The 17,453-nt window shown below is 48.9% G+C and carries 16 protein-coding genes; 10 read left to right on the forward strand and 6 right to left on the reverse strand.

Annotated features, from left to right (window positions below):
- Positions 1 to 5: 5 nt before the first annotated feature.
- Entirely contained in the window at positions 6 to 1,355 is a 1,350-nt protein-coding gene (locus BSK21_RS15390) for a 3-deoxy-D-manno-octulosonic acid transferase (protein WP_067546843.1), read from the reverse strand.
- Between the two features lie 85 nt (positions 1,356 to 1,440).
- Between BSK21_RS15390 and kdsB the strand changes: the two genes are divergently transcribed.
- A complete protein-coding gene (gene kdsB / locus BSK21_RS15395) occupies positions 1,441 to 2,202 on the forward strand; it encodes a 3-deoxy-manno-octulosonate cytidylyltransferase (RefSeq protein ID WP_067546840.1) in 762 nt (253 codons plus the stop codon).
- Positions 2,202 to 2,837 carry an HAD family hydrolase gene (locus BSK21_RS15400; protein WP_067546837.1) on the forward strand — a complete coding sequence of 212 codons (636 nt, stop codon included), beginning with the start codon at positions 2,202 to 2,204 and terminating at the stop codon, positions 2,835 to 2,837. Before kdsB ends, BSK21_RS15400 begins: the two co-directional genes overlap by 1 nt.
- Positions 2,838 to 2,982: 145 nt before the next feature.
- Here BSK21_RS15400 and BSK21_RS15405 read toward each other — a convergent pair whose 3' ends face one another.
- Together BSK21_RS15405 and BSK21_RS15410 are read right to left on the reverse strand one after the other, a co-directional pair.
- Positions 2,983 to 3,912: a glycosyltransferase family 92 protein gene (locus tag BSK21_RS15405; RefSeq protein ID WP_156529522.1), complete on the reverse strand. Its 930-nt coding sequence runs from the start codon at positions 3,910 to 3,912 to the stop codon at positions 2,983 to 2,985.
- The gene (locus BSK21_RS15410; RefSeq protein ID WP_067546830.1) at positions 3,909 to 5,069 is read right to left on the reverse strand and encodes a hypothetical protein; all 1,161 of its coding nucleotides are present in this window, start codon (positions 5,067 to 5,069) and stop codon (positions 3,909 to 3,911) included. Before BSK21_RS15410 ends, BSK21_RS15405 begins: the two co-directional genes overlap by 4 nt.
- 135 nt (positions 5,070 to 5,204) lie before the next feature.
- Between BSK21_RS15410 and BSK21_RS15415 the strand changes: the two genes are divergently transcribed.
- A complete protein-coding gene (locus tag BSK21_RS15415; protein WP_067546828.1) occupies positions 5,205 to 6,470 on the forward strand; it encodes an O-antigen ligase in 1,266 nt (421 codons plus the stop codon).
- A gap of 35 nt (positions 6,471 to 6,505) precedes the next feature.
- On the opposite strand, the gene lptC is transcribed toward BSK21_RS15415, so the two are convergent.
- Positions 6,506 to 7,243 carry an LPS export ABC transporter periplasmic protein LptC gene (lptC, locus tag BSK21_RS15420; protein WP_082959371.1) on the reverse strand — a complete coding sequence of 246 codons (738 nt, stop codon included), beginning with the start codon at positions 7,241 to 7,243 and terminating at the stop codon, positions 6,506 to 6,508.
- A gap of 53 nt (positions 7,244 to 7,296) precedes the next feature.
- Between lptC and BSK21_RS15425 the strand changes: the two genes are divergently transcribed.
- The gene (locus BSK21_RS15425; RefSeq protein WP_067546821.1) at positions 7,297 to 8,439 is read left to right on the forward strand and encodes an MraY family glycosyltransferase; all 1,143 of its coding nucleotides are present in this window, start codon (positions 7,297 to 7,299) and stop codon (positions 8,437 to 8,439) included.
- A gap of 121 nt (positions 8,440 to 8,560) precedes the next feature.
- Complete coding sequence (locus BSK21_RS15430; RefSeq protein ID WP_074039082.1) at positions 8,561 to 10,900, forward strand: LPS-assembly protein LptD; 2,340 nt, start codon at positions 8,561 to 8,563, stop codon at positions 10,898 to 10,900.
- 133 nt (positions 10,901 to 11,033) lie between these two features.
- Here BSK21_RS15430 and BSK21_RS15435 read toward each other — a convergent pair whose 3' ends face one another.
- Positions 11,034 to 11,624: a hypothetical protein gene (locus BSK21_RS15435; protein WP_067546812.1), complete on the reverse strand. Its 591-nt coding sequence runs from the start codon at positions 11,622 to 11,624 to the stop codon at positions 11,034 to 11,036.
- A gap of 263 nt (positions 11,625 to 11,887) precedes the next feature.
- Between BSK21_RS15435 and BSK21_RS15440 the strand changes: the two genes are divergently transcribed.
- Positions 11,888 to 12,169, forward strand: coding sequence for a hypothetical protein (locus tag BSK21_RS15440; protein ID WP_067546810.1), 282 nt, complete (start codon positions 11,888 to 11,890; stop codon positions 12,167 to 12,169).
- 3 nt (positions 12,170 to 12,172) lie between these two features.
- Here the strand turns inward: BSK21_RS15440 and BSK21_RS15445 are convergent, their stop codons facing one another.
- Positions 12,173 to 12,670, reverse strand: a complete 498-nt coding sequence (locus BSK21_RS15445) for a transcription termination/antitermination protein NusG (RefSeq protein WP_156529519.1) — start codon at positions 12,668 to 12,670, stop codon at positions 12,173 to 12,175.
- Positions 12,671 to 12,996: 326 nt separating this feature from the next.
- Between BSK21_RS15445 and BSK21_RS15450 the strand changes: the two genes are divergently transcribed.
- The 4 genes from BSK21_RS15450 (at position 12,997) to BSK21_RS15465 (ending at position 17,425) form a co-directional block, all read left to right on the forward strand.
- Positions 12,997 to 13,368, forward strand: coding sequence for a MarR family EPS-associated transcriptional regulator (locus tag BSK21_RS15450; RefSeq protein ID WP_074039083.1), 372 nt, complete (start codon positions 12,997 to 12,999; stop codon positions 13,366 to 13,368).
- Positions 13,369 to 13,417: 49 nt separating this feature from the next.
- Complete coding sequence (locus tag BSK21_RS15455; protein WP_067546801.1) at positions 13,418 to 14,794, forward strand: phosphomannomutase/phosphoglucomutase; 1,377 nt, start codon at positions 13,418 to 13,420, stop codon at positions 14,792 to 14,794.
- A 6-nt stretch (positions 14,795 to 14,800) separates the two neighbouring features.
- On the forward strand, positions 14,801 to 15,898 hold the full coding sequence (locus tag BSK21_RS15460; protein WP_197498088.1) for a glycosyltransferase: 1,098 nt from the start codon (positions 14,801 to 14,803) through the stop codon (positions 15,896 to 15,898).
- A gap of 69 nt (positions 15,899 to 15,967) precedes the next feature.
- Positions 15,968 to 17,425: a mannose-1-phosphate guanylyltransferase/mannose-6-phosphate isomerase gene (locus BSK21_RS15465; RefSeq protein ID WP_067546798.1), complete on the forward strand. Its 1,458-nt coding sequence runs from the start codon at positions 15,968 to 15,970 to the stop codon at positions 17,423 to 17,425.
- The last annotated feature ends 28 nt before the right edge of the window (positions 17,426 to 17,453 follow it).

A 17,453-nucleotide genomic window follows, 5' to 3' on the forward strand; every position in this document is an offset into this window, starting at 1 on the left:
GGCATTTAGATAGCGTTGCGTGCCAAGCCGATTAAGGCTTGTGTGACTTTATCTGTCGTGCCTTGGTTTGATAGGTAAGCCTCAACTTCATGCCTTAGAGGCTCAGATGTGAGCTGGAGGATGGCGTCCCTTAACTTGACTTTGTCGGGTGTTATCATTCCTACACCCGCCGAAACCAAGTCTTCAAAGTCATCTTTGAATAGCCACCCAATCCCGCCAGCGACGATTGGTATGCCCTTCAAGATCGCCTCATAAGCATTATGGCCGGCTCCCTGATAAAAGGTATTACCTATAAATGCCGCATATGAGGCCTCGTACCATGTGCCCAGTTCGCCGTAGCTGTCAGCGATAAAGATGGGATCCTCTCGTTTTGGCATGCCCTCAATTGATCGTCGCGGTGTTGTCAGTCCAAATTCTTTTGCGGCTGCTAGGAAATCTTCGGACTGTTCCTTCCATCGCGGCACTAACACCATTCGCAATTTTGGATCTTGAATGTGCGCCTGTAAAAAGGCGTCCAAAATAATATTGACTTCACTGGTCGCTACTGATGCTGCGGTGAATATTTGGAAATTTTCCCATACAGTTTTCAGCTGAGTGAAGAGTTGGTCCTTTGCGGGGAGGGGTTCACAATCTAGCTTTAGGTTTTTTCCGTAAAATTTCTCTGCATTGGGATTCATTATATCGTCAGCGATCTTTGCGGAGGCTTCAGTTACATAATGAATGTAGTCGATGTGAGCCAAGAACCACCTGCCTAGTTTTTGCAGCTTTCCGAAATCTCTCATTAGTCGGCCGTCCAGTTGACCGTTGACGACTGCAGTTGGGATCCTGCGCTGTCGCAATTCGGTCAACATGTTTGGCCATAAATCCCGTTCACAAAAGATCGCGACCGATGGCTTCCAGTGATCGAGAAACCGCCTAGTGATGTAGAGACCATCATGCGGTGCGAGTTGTCTAATAACCCGAGGATTATCCTTCCATCGAGAGAAAATCCCTTGTGCTGAGACTGTGCGGGTCGTGACAAGGAGGATGGCAGTTGGGTCTTCGACGAGGAGTTTAGCAAGTAGAGCCTGGTTCGCCGTTGAATCACCCGGCCCGATGGAGTTCATCCAATAGAGTTTTCCAGCGGGGCGGTCATGTAAGTTCATGGCGACGCGCTCGTTTGCGCGGTCGAGGCTCTCTTCGGGGTTCTTTTTTGAGGCGCGGCGAACCAAGTATAAAATCAAGCTTGTCGGAAGTAGGCGCGTAATTGTTAAATAGACGCCAAGCAGGATGCGCTGCGCTAGAGGGACCTGTCGCAATGTCGCTTTGACATAGTCATCCTTGGATCGTTGATCGATTGCGATTATGTCATTCATTGAGGTACCTATTTGCGAGAACAGTCAGTGAACTGGCTCAGATAACCGCTCTCAGGTAACATATTTTGGAAAAGGCACACAATCAATGTCTACTCAGACTGTCGTACTCATTCCTGCTCGCATGGAGAGCACCCGCCTTCCCGATAAGCCGCTTAAGAAAATTGCAGGCCTGCCAATGATTGTGCACGTGGCAAAACGTTCACAGCTGGCAACGGGTGTGGACCGCGTTGTGGTCTGCACGGACTCGCCAGAAATTTTGATGGTGTGCGAAAAGTTTGGCGTAGATGTCTGCATGACAAAGTCTACCCATCGCAATGGGACTGAACGGATTGCAGAGGCTGCAGATGTCATGTGCCTGCAGGATGATGATATCATCATCGACGTCCAGGGCGACGAGGCCTTTGTGCTGCCTGAGTACATTCAGGAGGTTGCCGATTTTACCCGCAACACTGACTATGAGTGTGTCGTTCCGCACCAAATGATTGACGAATACGGAAATCTTAATCGCGTTAAGATGGTGTCTCACGGCGATCGGGTGATCTACTTCTCTCGCAGCGATATTCCCTGCTATTTCGGGGATATCAGGCAGCCGATGAAGAAACACCTCAGCATCATTGGTTTCCGACTGTCGGGGCTCAAGAAGTTCGTGGCATCTGAGCCTACACCGCTTGAGAACATCGAGCGCGTCGAATTGATGCGTCTCATTGAACTGGGCGTGGCAATCGGAACCTTCAGGCAAGATGGCGTCAGCCTGTCGGTTGATACCCAAGAAGATTACACCCTAGCCTGCCGCATGATGGAGCGTGACAAGGTGTTTCTCGAACTCATTAAGCCGAATGTCCTGTGATGCACCAAATTAAGCACGTTTCATTCGACCTCGACGGCACGCTCATCAACTCGTTCCCCGTGATGAAGAAAGCGTGGGAGCACGCCACGGCCGAGCTGTCCATCAAATGTGGCTTCTCAAATTACAAGAAATACGTGGGTTTACCGTTTCCAAAGATTATAGAGCAGCTTGGGTTAGAGGCATACGAGCGTGATCTGTCCGATCTTTACTTTGCGACGACCAAAGCACTTCGACATGAAGTATCTATGATTGACGGGGCCAGTGATCTGCTCTCGACCCTTAAAAGCCGCGGATATTCCCTTTCGATCATCACATCCAAGCCGCGCATGAATGCGGAGCTTGTGGTAGAACAAATGGGGTTCGATTATGATTTGCTCGTCTGCGGAGATGACTACATCCGTGGCAAACCCGATCCAATCGCTGGACGAGACATTTTCAAGACTTTCGACGTCAAGCCCGCGGAAGTCCTCTATGTTGGAGACATGATCTTCGATTTTCAATTTGCGCTGAATTCGGGCATGGATTTTGTGTTCTTTGGTGACCATGGGGAGAACCGACTGCCGCGTAACCTTTGCAACTCCATAAGAGAAATAGCCGAACTGGGTATGCTCATCGATGTATTAGATGCTGCATAATGGATAAGTGATCAAGCCAGTAACGTTTTTGAAAATCGTTACGCGTTCGATCCATCGTCAGTGAGTTCAGCTAATCTGAGCCTACGTTCAATTCCTAAACGCGCCTGATACTGCACTGCCCCGCTGCATCGACTTAGATCCTTTTCTAAAGTACGGTGGAGCAAAACTCGGCATTTGTGAATACGCCGATGCGCCTCAAAAAATCGCCGGCCGATGTGTCCACAACTTGGTCGTCTTCTATAAGTGAAAGCTTTTCCAGAATTTTATCACGGCGTCTTAATTTATCCGAATCTGGTGGGTCACCCTTCTCGATTTTTTCGTAAAGTTCGTGTTTTGAGCGTGTGTAATAGTGATTGAGTTGGATGCACTCTGCCGAGACGAAAGTGTGGCTAAATCGAAGCTTGTTATCTGCCCGGAATCCAACGTCATTCGACGAGACATTGCCCATCGATCTTGTCTTGAAGCGATGAACATGAGCCTCCGTTACATCACAGGGGTCTACGATGCATTTAAAATTTAGCAATGGTCCCCGACGATGTCGTGCCCTAAAGGTGTAAGCATATGGGGAGGAAAGGGCTGGAGGATTTTCGTGACCTGAAGGTCCAAACATCGTCCAGGGGAGTGAAATGTTCCCATCATTTAGTCCGTTAAGGGCATCGATCAGCGAGTTATCGCGAAGAGGCACCAAGTATTCGTCGATATCGATAAAGGCCATCCACTTAAATGCCGACCCAAAATTTTCTATGGCGTGACAGTATGCGAGGACCTGCCTATCGAAACTCACGTCTGGACTTTTGAATCTTGTTCGTAATGTCCAAGGTAAAATACTTACCCTGGCCCCACCAAAAGCTTTGGCGAGTTCTACGGTTCTGTCTGTGGAGCCATCGTCGTACAAGAAGAATGCCTTTACACCGGCTAACGAGTGAAAACGTAGCCAGTCCTCGATATGTGAGGCTTCATTTTTCATAATTGCCACAATTGCAATGCCGCCACGATTGGGGTCGGGCGCTGGTGCTTGAGGTATCATTTTTGTTGCGCGTTTGCGCTTTCCAAGGAAGAATTTTCTAAAATTCAATTTAGTGGCTCCAAGATTTTAGCGGTCGGCACCCTCTCGACAGCTCCTAAGCGAGACTTTATTTTGGCCACCTCATCGTGGTGCAGCAATCCGCTCTCATTGTAGTGATCGAGCCTCGGATAATATTCATCAACCAGATAGCCAAGGAAGCCATGACGTGCCCGTTGATCAAACTGAAGAGTTTCCACGCTCGAGAACAAAGCTACTAATTTTTCGTGTGTTGGGCAGTGTTCAGCTACGCCGGGAAGTGCCCAGAAGCAGTCCCCCATTGCAATAACAGGCTTATCAAAAAACATCGCCTCAAGCCCGACAGATGAATTTACTGTTAACACGGCCATGCTCGCTTCCACTTGGGAAAATGTGTCCGTGCTATTATCAAGAATAATACGAGGGTTGTTGAGTGCTCTGATTTGCTCGGCATAGGAAATTTCAGCAGATGGATGTTCCTTAACCCGAATGTACCAATTTTCTGGGAGAAAATGGGAAGCGGCTACGACCGCATCGATTACCTGATCAAGAGTTCGGTGTCTGCCTCCAAAAAGCCGCATTTGGCTATCGCCTGGCACTTGCAGGGGCAGGAATATGAATGGCTCACTCAATGATTTTGCGGTGTTTGGACCGCCGAAGGTCTTGGATCCTGATCGAGCGGTAATAGTGGACCTAATCTGCCGCCATGCGTCGGAGCCTCTATTAGCCCCCCAATCCACGTATGCTTGTGCGTTTCGGGAGAGGTAGTTCATGAAATTTACCCCATTTGGGTCAATGGTTACCCGGTTTTTGAGTGGCGATAGTTCAAAAAATAGAGTCCGAGCGCCAGCGTCACGTGCGCCATCCATGAAGACCCGTCTCGATCCATTCAGGCCGTTCCACACTACGGCAACAGTTGTATTGTTCTCTTCAAAATAACGTCGAGACCAGTTGTATTGCTTGCTGAGCAGAAATTTTTTGAGCGACATTGCTATGGAATTTCTTGGGACCTTGGTGGCCGACCTCAGCGCAACATCTGCCCTTTCGGCGGTTTCGGGAAAATCTTTTAGAGCCATCGGGACAAATTTTAGCCAGTCAATCGACCCAATTTGGGAGAGGGAAGTCTCAACCACCGCGTGCTTTTTTTTCTTTGGGTCGAGGCAAACAAATTTTTCTCTCACGGTGTGCATCACCTTAGGCCTGTCCAGTTGTATATTAAGTGTCAATTTGGTAGCTTTGTCATATTTGGTGTATGACTTAAACACTTTCCGTGCAACATGAGTGTGTGGGCGCACCCCTAGGTAATTTAATCACGTCGAGGCAAGATGTTACATTGGTGGAAACAAAATTCAGTTGTTTTACTGTTTTTGACTATATTATTATTTCCGCTTTGGGCCAACCTCTCAATTTTATTACTTTTTTTAATCTTTATTTTCAGTCTATATTTCAGACTTTTTACGTATCTAGAGCTGAAAAAATATCGCAAAAAATACTTTGTGATAATGGCGGCGTACTCTCTGGGTTTTGTGCTTTATGAATATAATTTCAATCAGAGGGATCCTCTAGTTGTCTTGTCTTGGAATGCTGGAATGATGGTGGCCTCGGCACTTCTTCTAATTTTGCCATCCCGACCTATCAAGAGCAGTGACATCGGCGCGTGGTCAGGTATTGCAATCGCTACTATTTCCTCATTTGGGTTCATACTCATATATAATTGTGAATTTTTATCGTCATTTTCTCTGCACAGTACCATTTTTCAAAAGCAAAATTGTGCGGCACCAGCTCTGCGCTTTCTAAGTCGAAATTCGTTGATGGTCGCATCGATGATTTTGGTCATCTCCCATTTAAGCCTTCTTAATTCGGGAACGTTTCTGAGAAAATTATTAGGCATACTGGGTTATATTGTAGGGTTTTTTGTTTTAGTTTTTGAGCTAGATAGTAGGGGTGGTGCGTTGGCGTTTATCCTGATGTCGCCTATTGCCTTTGAATATCTAAGGCGACGAGAGGCTTTAGGGGCCCGCAATGCATATCTAGCATTCTGTAGTTTTTTGGTGGCGATTGTATACTTTACTGTTACTCTTATGCCTGTCGAAAAGCTAGAACGCTTCCAGGGTGCCTATCGCCAAGTCCTTAATTTCGATACTTCAATCGAAATTGATGGTTCGGCGTACGCTCGAGTTGTCACTTACGAGGCGGCGCTGGACGCTATCTGGGAGGCGCCTCTTCGAGGTTATGGCATGTCCAATCGATGGAATGCGCTTGAGCCTCATATCGACACGTATTCAAATGAGAATGGCCACTCAAATAATGTCATTCTCAATCATCTTCTATCTGCTGGGGTTTGGGGAGTAGTCATATTAATTTTTCTTGTACTATTTCCACTTTACACAAAAATTAGATTACCTCAAAAAAACAGCGATGAAATTTTTGTCTCACTAATTGTGGCTGCGTCATTATTTGGAAATGGAATGACAACGGCAATTTTTGGACATTATATGCATTCAACGTTTTGGGCGTGCTGTCTGGTTTTTTCTCTGCTTATTGAATTTAAAAGTGACGGTGAGATTAATAATTTTAATCAATATAATTAAAAGTAATTTTTTGTTGTGTTTTCATCTTAGGAATTTTATTCTACATTGTGATATAGTAATTTCACGCCATTTGAAAACCTAATCATTTCTTCGCTGGTATTGAATTTGTCTATTGAGAAGTGTCCAGCCTCTATTGTTAAGTTTTTGGTTGTTACTCGGACTGATCCTAGACTATTGGCCTGGCGCGTATTGAATTTGATTAGCATCTCGCTGGTGTGAAATGTTTCGTTGCGTGAATTTTGAATGTTTGCGTTCCCAACGATCAGTATAGTGTCATTATTAGAATTTTGGTAGGCAATATCGGAAATCACGTCTGTTACTAGCCCATCTCTTGTGTCAAGATTAAGGTGAAAGTTCTCAAATAGTCGGTCAAAATTATCCACGGCTATGTCGTCACGCGCGACGGATGCAGTCAAGTTGTATGATGAGCCGTTATCCATCAGGCCGCTGGAGTTTGGTTGTGATAAAGTGCCACTTTTATATAGTGCTGCTATCGTGGATTGCGTCGTGAACCTAACGCTCAGATGTGTGCCTGCAATAAAAAATGAGGCGACTAAGATTGTGAAGATGGTGATTAAAATCAACACCTTAATTAGATGTATTCGAAAGCTGTAAGGGTCACGATCTTTTCGACTTTTCTTCAAAGTCTCTGCCTCTGGAATTTCAAAATTATGTTTTTGAGGTGAGTAGTCGCTGGGAAAATCTGTTTGAATGTAGTTTAGAGTTGACTGGTTCCCGCCGATGTGTGGTTTGGTATCATAAGTGTACGACATAAATTAGTGTACGACATAACTTTTTTGAGATTACACGTGAGTTTGCCGAGAATATGATATACCTAGAAGCCTTGTTGGCGCAGTTTGGCTGGTTGAGTGTTGCGGCCTTTGGCGGCGCGGTAAGTGCCTTGTTGCTCAGTAACCTTCGCATTTCTTTTAGAAACAGCCTGAATAATTCAATTTTAGCGTTGCAGTCGTCGCATTTGGTCCCAACTTCCCGGTTGGGCGGGGTAGCCATCTTAGTGGGTGTGCTCGTCGCAATTTTGATGGGGTACCGGGACACCAGTCCGTGGTTGATGGTTGGGATTGTCCCCGTGTTCCTCATCGGTCTTTGCGAGGATTTGGGTTTCAATTTGAGGCCACTTTATCGACTGGCCGTCATGTCCCTGTCTTGCCTGCTCGTTGTGGGTCAGACGGGTGTGATGCTGACCTCGATTGATGTCATCGGGATCGATCATCTCTTCGAGCTTAGTGGCTTTGCGGTGACCTTCACGGTGTTCGCGGTGGTCGGGCTCACGAATGGCGTCAATCTCATCGATGGCGTGAATGGACTGGCATCCTCAAAGGTGATTTTTTCATTTTCAGCTCTTTCTGTTGTGGCGTTTAGACACGGCGACGTCGCCCTCTTTCAGGCGGCACTTGTCATTGCGGCGGCCACGTTTGGCGTCTTTGTCGTAAATTTCCCCTTTGGGAAAATATTCATGGGCGACGCGGGCGCCTATTCTCTTGGCTTTATATTGGCCTGGATGGTGATCCTGCTGAATGAGCGGCACGCCGACATCTCGGCGTGGTCGCTCCTGTGTATTATTTCCTGGCCCATTTTCGATACCGTTTTCACGATCGTGAGGCGCCTGCGGGCTGGTCGTGCCGCGGACAAGCCAGATCATCTTCACTTCCACCAGTTGGTCATGCGGGCGTGGGAGTTGGTGTCGCGGGGCAAGATGCATCGATCCGTTTCTAATCCGCTCGCCACTGTTACAATTTGGCCGCTGACTTTGCCGACTATCGTCTTGGGTGCCATGTATGCTGAGAGCGTGGCCGTCGGTGCAGCTGTGTTTTTTGCGTCCGGCTTTGCTTTCTGGGGCTCGTACGTTGGCGCAATATATGTCCTCAGGCGTCGTAAATTGAGGGCCAATGTAGGGGCCATATTGAGGGGTCTCTACGACATCAGCTTGGGCCGTCTCCTGGGGCACTAAAAATCTAAGCCGGTTCCTGCCCATTTTTTGTGAGTTTCATTTTTGCTTCGCGACACACTGGCCCCGCTTGGCAAGTACAGGTAGTGTCGCTCCAACCATAGAATGGGAGCGGGTAAGGCGCATGGTATCGCGAACATCTTTTCTTCGGATATTTTCTGCGGCGCTGTGGCTGTCCCTTTTGTCTCAGGCGGCGTCACCTCAGTCCGCACCGCTCCTCATTTCCGACAGCTTAACGGTGGATCCGGAGCGGCAGGTTTTTACAGCAACCGGCAACGTGGAAGTATATTTCGATGGCGCGAAACTGACGGCGCCGAGTGTGACCTATGACCAGGGTGGGGATAGGTTTAGCATCGATGGTCCGTTTGTCTTGTCCGACGCGAGCGGCACCTCCGTCACCTACGGTGAATTTGCCGAACTCTCCCCAGATCTTGCCGAGGGTGTGATTTACGCGGTGCGTCAGGTTATTGAGGAGAACCTCCAGGTCGCGGCGCAGCAGGTCACCCGGAGTGGTGGCCGATTGACCGAATTTAGCCGCGTCCGCGCGTCTTCGTGCCGGATTTGTTCCGGGTCCGATATCCCCATATGGGAAGTGAGGGCCGAGGCGGCGGTACACGATGAGGAGACCAAGACTGTCACATACCGGCACGCTCAGCTCAGAATTCGGGATATTCCGGTAGCCTATACGCCGTGGCTGAGAATGCCTGACCCCTCGGTCACGCGTGCCGATGGCTTCCTTCCCCCAACATTGACGGTGAATTCGAGGCTCGGGAGCAGGATTGGTCTGCCATATTTTAAAACCCTTGGGGATTATGCCGATGTGACAGTTGCCCCAAACATTGCCATTGGCGGCAGCGCGTCACAGACGGTCGAGGGTCGATATAGGCAGTTTTTTCACAATGGCTACATTGAGTTAAATGGCGCGGTCAGTTCAGATGAACTGACTGACGACGGCTTGAGGGCGTTCCTTTTCACAAATGGCCATTTTCTGTTTGAGAGCGGTATCGATCTCAAGTTTCAGTCGCAGACCGCAAGCGACCGGACATACATCGGCACATACGATTTCTTTGCGCGTGACCGTAAGACATTTCGGGGAGACGAAATCATCTTCGAAGATGACCGGCTCCGAGATAATGTGACGATTTCGCGTCACCGTGACGGTGAAGTCATCGAATTCAGTTATGCTGGTTTTACGCCGCTCCGCGATCCGGCGTATCTCTATGACGGCCCTAACCGAGTGGTGAACTCGCAGTGGATGCGGGAATTGAATTTTGGCGAGCTTCCGGGGACAGTGCGTTTGAGTGTTGTTGGTCAAGTTGATGCCAATGACTTTGGGTCCACGAATGCGCGTCAGGTCGATATCGCGCGAGGCTCAGTCAATCTCTCGTGGCGCGACAGTCGGGATGTCGGTGATCATCTGAAGCTATACTCGGATGTTGGGGTATTTCTCGACGGCTACCGCGTTTATGATGACGTATCTTGGGATGCCACACAGTCTGGTGCGGCTTATCTTGCGGCCACCAAATTGGCGCGGCCCATTGCATTTGAGGGGTCTGACTGGGGCGTGGCCTCCTTGGTGCCGAGCCTGCAATTTATGACCTTTAAGTCTGGCGGTTTGAGCTTGCCGACCGTCGACGGGTCGACCATTGATCTCCTCGATCCATATAATTACTCGAACCTCGATCGCTTTCGGCGTCTTAATCGAGACCAGAACGTGGCGTATGATGTCACGACAGTGGAGGCCGATCTCACCTATCGATACCGTTTCGTCGGTGGCGCTTATTTTGGTGCCGGCATCAACCAGGACTTTGTCCTGTCGTCGAGTGATGTGACGCTTGACGACAGCCGCATCTACTCCTTCGACCTTGGGAGGGAGGGAAGCGGTCTGACCTACGCGCTGACCTCCAAGTTTAATCAAGATGCCGATCGCATCTATGACGCGGCCTCATTTTCTGTGCCAATTGAGCGGTTCACGGTGTCGGGGGCCTATCTAAGGCAGGATGTAGATCCGGCATTTGCAAATGCCCTGGCTGTGGAGCGTTGGTCGCTTGATATTGCGGCGCCACTGACCTCGCATCTGAATGCTTCGATAGGTACGACGTTCAATGCGCTAGCAACCGATGATTCATTTGCGATGGGGTCGTTGAATTACGATGATGGATCGGTCTGGCGCGCGTCGATCAGTGGGCGATATGATCGGGATCTCGAGCGATATGACCAAGTAGATGCGGAAATCCGTAGGCGTATGGACTGGGGTGGAGACCTATACGCCGTCCACTCAGATGACTTCGACACGACCAACCGGCTTGGGGTTGGGCTTGAATATAGCAATGAATGTGTAGAGTTTCTGGCCGGTGTCACGCGCGTTCAGAATGCAACGACGGGTCTCGATGCGACGACTGAGTTGTCCATTGAATTGCGCTTGGGGAGTTTTGGGGCCGAGCGCGCCAAGACCTGTGGGTAGCCATTATAGTAATGGGAAGTCTCAAGTAGGGATTTTGAGTGCAGTGCCTACTCCGGCCGATGGGAGGGCAGTACGTGAAGCACTTGGTAAGGAATACCCTACCCCTGAAATTGCCATGCTTTTAGGCTCTTTACTACAAGTCGACCTTGCGCAGACCGATGTGCGCGGCAAGGGCTAGGAAAATCAGGGCCAGTGTTCCGAGCACGTCACCCACTAGAAACGTAAGAGTTTCAACCAAGACGAGTTGGGGATTGAAGGAGGCGGCATAGGCGAAGGCGTGCCCGTAGGAGCTGATGACTGATCCGAGGGCAGCGACGAGTATGAGCGCCTTCCAGTTCGGGCGCGAGAGGGTCGAGAAGTCGAGATCAATCCCAGAAAGTTTGAAGAGTTCATAGGCAATGAAGCAGCTCGCACCTCCGATGAGGGAGGCTAGGATGAGGTACTCCAACTCAAAATCTGGCGACCACAGGTAGAGGGTGCAGAAAATTTCCGCTAAGGTCAGGGGGAGGATCGACTTTGCGTGAAACAGCCAGGTCGCCAAAACGCGCACGCCATGGGGAAGGTAGAGGAGGCTTCCGACAAGTGTCAGCTCAAGCGCCATGTCCTGTGCCGGTTTGAAGAGGAATTCGACCACGGCAAAACTAGCGACGTAGACGCCCATGACCAGTCCCATCTCCTGAAGGGCGGTTAACAGACGGCGATCGGAAGAGTGCTGCTGCGACATTAGGGGGTCTCTAAGCCAGTGTTAGGGCCACGCTATGTCATCAGACTAATCGTGTGACAAATAAAAATCCCACCCAGGCAATTCACTCACGGACCTGGGTGGGATGAGACTTCAAAAATTTGCCCGAAAGGGCAGTGCTTGTAATAGAATTTTAGATATCGCAATGAGACTTGTCTGTCCATACCCAAGCTCAATTTGGCGCTTGCTGAGGAGGGGTGAGGTCTGTTAAAAATTTAATCCAGCCCAATTCAAAAAGGTAGGCCATGTCTCTCAGTTCTGCCGCTAAATTACGATCGCTTCTTAAGTCGATGGAGCAGGACTTGCGCCTGAGTGATCTCACCGAGGTCCAGCGCGACATGTTGTACGCCTGCCGCCTGATTGCTGAGGAGAGTTGCGAGGTCTCACTCGCAAGGCTGCAGACACATGAATTGACTGCGGGCGTGCCTCGCGCGACCTATTTTCGGGCGCTTTCGGGGTTGGTCGAACTCAGGCGCCTGGTTCGTGTCGGGTCAGAGCGGTCGGGTCTCTATCGCCTGTCGGACTGAGCCTCAGACCCGTGTCACGTGGTGGGCGGCAACGGCGAGCCTGCTCTCCTGCCCCATGATCTCCAGCAGCAGTTTAATGCGGTCTGTGGAGGTAAGTTCCTCGACCGTTGCTATAAAATTTGAGAAGGGTCCGGTTTTTATTTGAACCAAATCTCCGGGTTTAAGGGTTTGTGGCGCTAAAAGGCCGTCCTCGTCACATGCGCCTCGGAGTTCTGTCATCAGGGCGGCGGGCAGGGGACGGGGTTTTGCGCCAATGTAGACCAAGCGCGCGACACCAAGTGTCGCATTCAGGGATCGCCAGGGGGTATGGCCCTCCGCAACTTTGACAAACATATAACCCGGAAACAGTGGACGACTGCTGTCGATGAAGCGTGTGCCTCGCCGTTGTGTCACCTTCATGAGTGGCAGAAACGTGTCGAAGCTCTGTCGCTTGAGGTTTCTCACGGCGGTCTTGTGTGCATTTGGTTTGAGTTGGAGGAGATACCAATTCGCGTCTTCCATGTCATCCCTCCGGGGGTTCATCTTTGAGCAAAATGGCGTGCCGTGAAGACGTGGTACAATGGCGCATCTGTATAGGTTTGGGATTTGTATTGTTACAAAACAGTCATAATGTCTGCCAAATTTCCAAAAAATTATTTTTTATCAACAATTTGTGTTGCGTGAAAATTTTCGTAAATGTCTCTCTGTGAGACATTTTTTGTTTGCTGCGAAGGGGGCGAGTGGTTTATTCAAAAGTGAACGCATGAAACGCACCGCGCCACATGTCAGCCATCTCCGCCCCTGGACCCTCGCGGGCTCCAGTGCGGTAGCCGTGGCGGTGGTATAAAGTGGCAAGCCTGAGAGAGGCGCGCCGCGAGGAGGCGCAGTTTCAGGTGATGCGCCTCGTGGCCCAAAACCCTGAGCTGACCACCCGCGAAATCGCCAAGGAAGTGGGGATCTCGACGGGCGCGGCCTACTACTGTGTCACGGCTCTGGTTGAAAAGGGTTTCGTGAAGCTGGAGAATTTCAAGAACAATCCGCGTAAGGGGCAATATGCCTACGTCCTGACGCCGCGAGGCATTCGCGAGAAGGCCGTTCTGACGCTGCGATTCCTGGAGCGGAAGGCTGCGGAATATGAGGCTCTGAGGCTCGAGATTGCGGCATTGGAGCGCGAGGCGGGTCTGGATGGCGCCAGGTCTTCTCTGCCTGTGGATCGCTAGCCGGTGTTATCGGGCATTTGCGGAAATTTAATCAATTTGACGGTGCGTAATGACGACTAATCTACTCTCTTGTTTCAAGGCCTATGATATTCGAGGCGAAATTGGCGTAAATATTGACCAGGACATTGCATATCGGATTGGTCGAGCCGTTGCCCAGCATTTTAAGGCGAAGCGTGTCGTTGTTGGGTTTGATGCGCGCGAGACATCTCCAGACTTTGCGGGAGCAGTGGCGCGTGGGGTGTGCGAAGCTGGGGGTGACGTCTTGAGCCTAGGCCTCTGTGGCACCGAGGAGATGTATTGGGCCGTTACGGAATTTGAAGCATGTGCGGGCATTGAGGTGACTGCCTCGCACAACCCCATTAACTATAATGGTATGAAAATCGTTAAATCCGGCTCCCGACCGCTGGATGACGTCGCAGATTTTCAGCTTATTCGAAAAATTGCCAGTGAACAGAGTTGGAGTGACGTGGGTTCGCGTGGGGAGATCCGAGATATTTCCCGTGATGCGCGTGAAAAGTTTGTTGGAAGGGTGCTTGAGTTTGTAGATGTTGGGCAGCTCAAACCGCTGCGCATCGTTATAAACTCGGGAAATGGCGCTGCCGGTCCGACCTTCGACGCCATAGCCGATCGCCTTACTCACTTGGGGGCGCCTCTAGAATTTATCCGAGTTCATCATGACCCCGATGCAACCTTTCCCAATGGCATCCCCAACCCACTTCTCCCTGAAAATCATGCCGCAACCGGCGATGTCGTGCGGTTGCACTATGCGGATTTTGGCGTTGCATTTGATGGTGATTTCGACCGCTGTTTCTTTTTTGATGATGAAGGTAAATTTGTACCGGGTGAATATGTTGTGGGCTTGTTGGCGGCTATGTTCCTGAAGAAAGAGCCGGGTGCCAAGATTGTCCATGACCCTCGCGTCATATGGAATACAATCGATATCGTGGGATCACTCGGTGGCCAGCCGGTTCAGTCCAAGACGGGGCACGCCTTTATTAAGCAAGCAATGAGAAATGAACGTGCCATCTATGGTGGCGAGATGTCCGCCCATCACTATTTTCGGGATTTCGCCTATTGCGATAGCGGTATGATCCCTTGGGTTCTTATCGCGGAACTGATTTCGAGCTCGGACAAAACACTTAGTGAGTGGGTCACTGACCGGTTTGAAAAATTTCCGTCTAGTGGTGAAATTAATTTTACCGTTCCCGATGCGGATATGGCAATCGCGCGGGTCTTGGATTGTTACAAGGCAGATGCGACAGTAGATGCCATGGACGGAGTAAGTCTATCGTTCAAAGATTGGCGCTTTAACTTAAGGAAGTCAAATACCGAACCTTTGGTGCGCCTTAACGTCGAGAGCCGGGGCGGTGCGGACGTCATAAAAAGTCGAGTTACAAAAATTTCAAGTATGCTTAATCACGAATGAATTTGGGTGATCAACTTTAAAATGAGGATCCTGCACGTATATCAAGTCTATCTGCCAGATGACTTTACAGGCATTCCGCGAGTGATCTGGGATCTATGTGAAGGCATGGGCGACTTTGGTGTAGAAAGCGAGGTTCTGTGTTTAACTAATGTCCCGCCAAGAAATTCTATCAGGTTCGGAAATCACTTGGTTCATTACGCACGACGAGACGTCACGTTGGCGTCAGCTAGTCTGTCTTTGGATGTATTTTTTAAATTTAGAAAACTGATAGATAAATATGATATCATTCACTATCACTACCCATGGCCTGTGGGTGACGTCCTCCATCTTGTGTTTGGTCGAAAAAAACCAAGCTTGATAACATATCATTCAGATATTGTTAAACAAAAATTTTTACGCAAACTTTATTCTCCAATCGAGGCGTTATTCTTGGGGAGTGTCAATAAAATAGTATCGACTTCTCCGAACTACAGTCTGTCGAGTAAAAACCTTATGAAATTCAAGGATAAAGTTTCAGTTATACCAATCGGATTGCCAGATCGTACGATGCCTAATTCAGAAAACTTTGAGAAGTGGCAATCCCGCGTCGGAACGGGTTTTTTTCTCTTCGTGGGGTCTCTGCGTTACTACAAGGGACTATCATTTCTTATTGATGCCGCGCGCGAAACGGGGCTTCCAGTTGTTATAGCAGGGCGTGGCTCGCTACCTGAAATAAATTTACCGAAAAATGTTAAATATGTTGGCGAAGTTTCCGATGACGACAAGGAATGTCTATTATCTCTTTGTCGCGCATTCGTTTTCCCTTCCCACCTTCGATCAGAGGCCTTTGGCGTTGCCCTATTAGAAGCTGCGCGCGCGGGTCGCCCCATGATTTCATGCGAGATTGGAACTGGAACTAGTTTTGTTAATCTCCAAAATCAGACAGGATATGTCATAACCCCTAAAAATGTACCACATCTTGTAAACGCAATGCGGCTGCTCGCAGCCAGTGATAAAGATTGTGAAAGATTTGGCAAAAACGCAGTTGCCAGGTATCAAAAACTATTTACTGCATCGCAGATGTGCAAAACATACAATCAGATATATCAAGGGCTAAGGTTTTAAAATAAGACCTGCCTTGACATTAAACGAAGATACCATGAAGGCGATAGAAAATAGTAATGAGGTATTAATATGAAGCTTGTTTCGGTAGTTTTAGCCGGTGGATCTGGTTCGCGATTGTGGCCAGTTTCCCGTAAGTCTATGCCAAAGCCATTTATGAAAATTGGAGGAAGTACACTTTTTGAACAGGCAATCTCAAGAGGTGTCGCATGCGGTGCCAGTGACCACATCGTTGTCTGTAATCAGGATCATTTCTTCCTCTGTGAAAAAGCTAAAATGTGCTGTAAGCCATCATACATTCTTGAGCCAGAGGGTCGTAATACTGCACCCGCGATTGCACTGGCGGCATTTAGTGTAATGGAACAGCACGGCGGAGATACAATAATGCTCGTTCTCTCTGCCGACCATTTGATACCAAATACGCCTGCATTCACGTCAGACGTGATTGAGGCTAAACACCAAGCAGAAAAGGGAGAGATCGTAGTTTTTGGGATCGTGCCAACATCCCCAGAAACGGGTTATGGGTATATAAAAGTTGAAAACAAAGATAATCGCCCTCAAAAAGTTTTGAAATTCACTGAAAAACCAAATGAGTTCGAAGCGTTGGAATATCTGTCCTCTGGGCAATATTACTGGAATAGTGGCATGTTTTGTTTTTCTGCTGGCACTTTTCTTTCCGAGCTTAAAAAATGCAGTCCAGAAGTCTATGATGCAGCTGAGCTCGCATTTAAATCGGCATCACAAGACGGCGGCAATCGTGGCCGAGCGAATGTGTTGCGAATAAATCAGACAAATTTTTTGAATGTACCCGACATAAGCGTAGACTACGCAGTTATGGAGCGTTCAGATGCTGTGATGGTTGTGCCAGCGAGATTTGGCTGGAGCGATGTGGGTACTTGGAACTCTATTTCTGAAGCGCACACGCCTGACAGCAATGGTAACACGACAAATTCAAATCAGCCGATTGAATGGCTATCCATCGACACGAAAAATACGCATCTGCATGTAGAAACGCAGGGTGCAAAAGCTGTCGTCGCGACCATTGGTATTGAGAATTTAGCGATTGTGCATACGCCAGATGCCATACTCATATGTGAAAAAAAATCGAGCCAGAAAATAAAAGAAATAGTTGGTTTAGTCGCGCAAAAAGATCCGAATTCTTTGGTAGGCCAGACAGCCATACTGCCACAGACTGTGCAGCGCCCTTGGGGCACATATACGTCGCTGAAGAAGGAGGAACCCGGATATCAGGTGAAGAGGATAACTGTCTCTCCTGGTCAGCGTCTCAGTCTTCAGTATCATCACCACAGAGCCGAACATTGGACCGTTGTGAAGGGGAAAGCGACTGTCGAAGTTGATGGAGTGGAATTTGACCTTGGTCCTGGTGAACATAAATATATTCCGCTCGGTGCGAGGCATAGGCTTACTAATTGGGGTGAAGAGGAGATGGTTCTAATTGAAGTTCAAGTCGGCGATTACCTCGGTGAAGATGATATTGTGCGCTTGGAAGATATTTACGGTCGTCAATAAGTCAAAACCGTGTCATGATTAATTTAGG

The organism is Marivivens sp. JLT3646 (assembly GCF_001908835.1).
Taxonomy (GTDB): Bacteria; Pseudomonadota; Alphaproteobacteria; order Rhodobacterales; family Rhodobacteraceae; genus Marivivens; species Marivivens geojensis.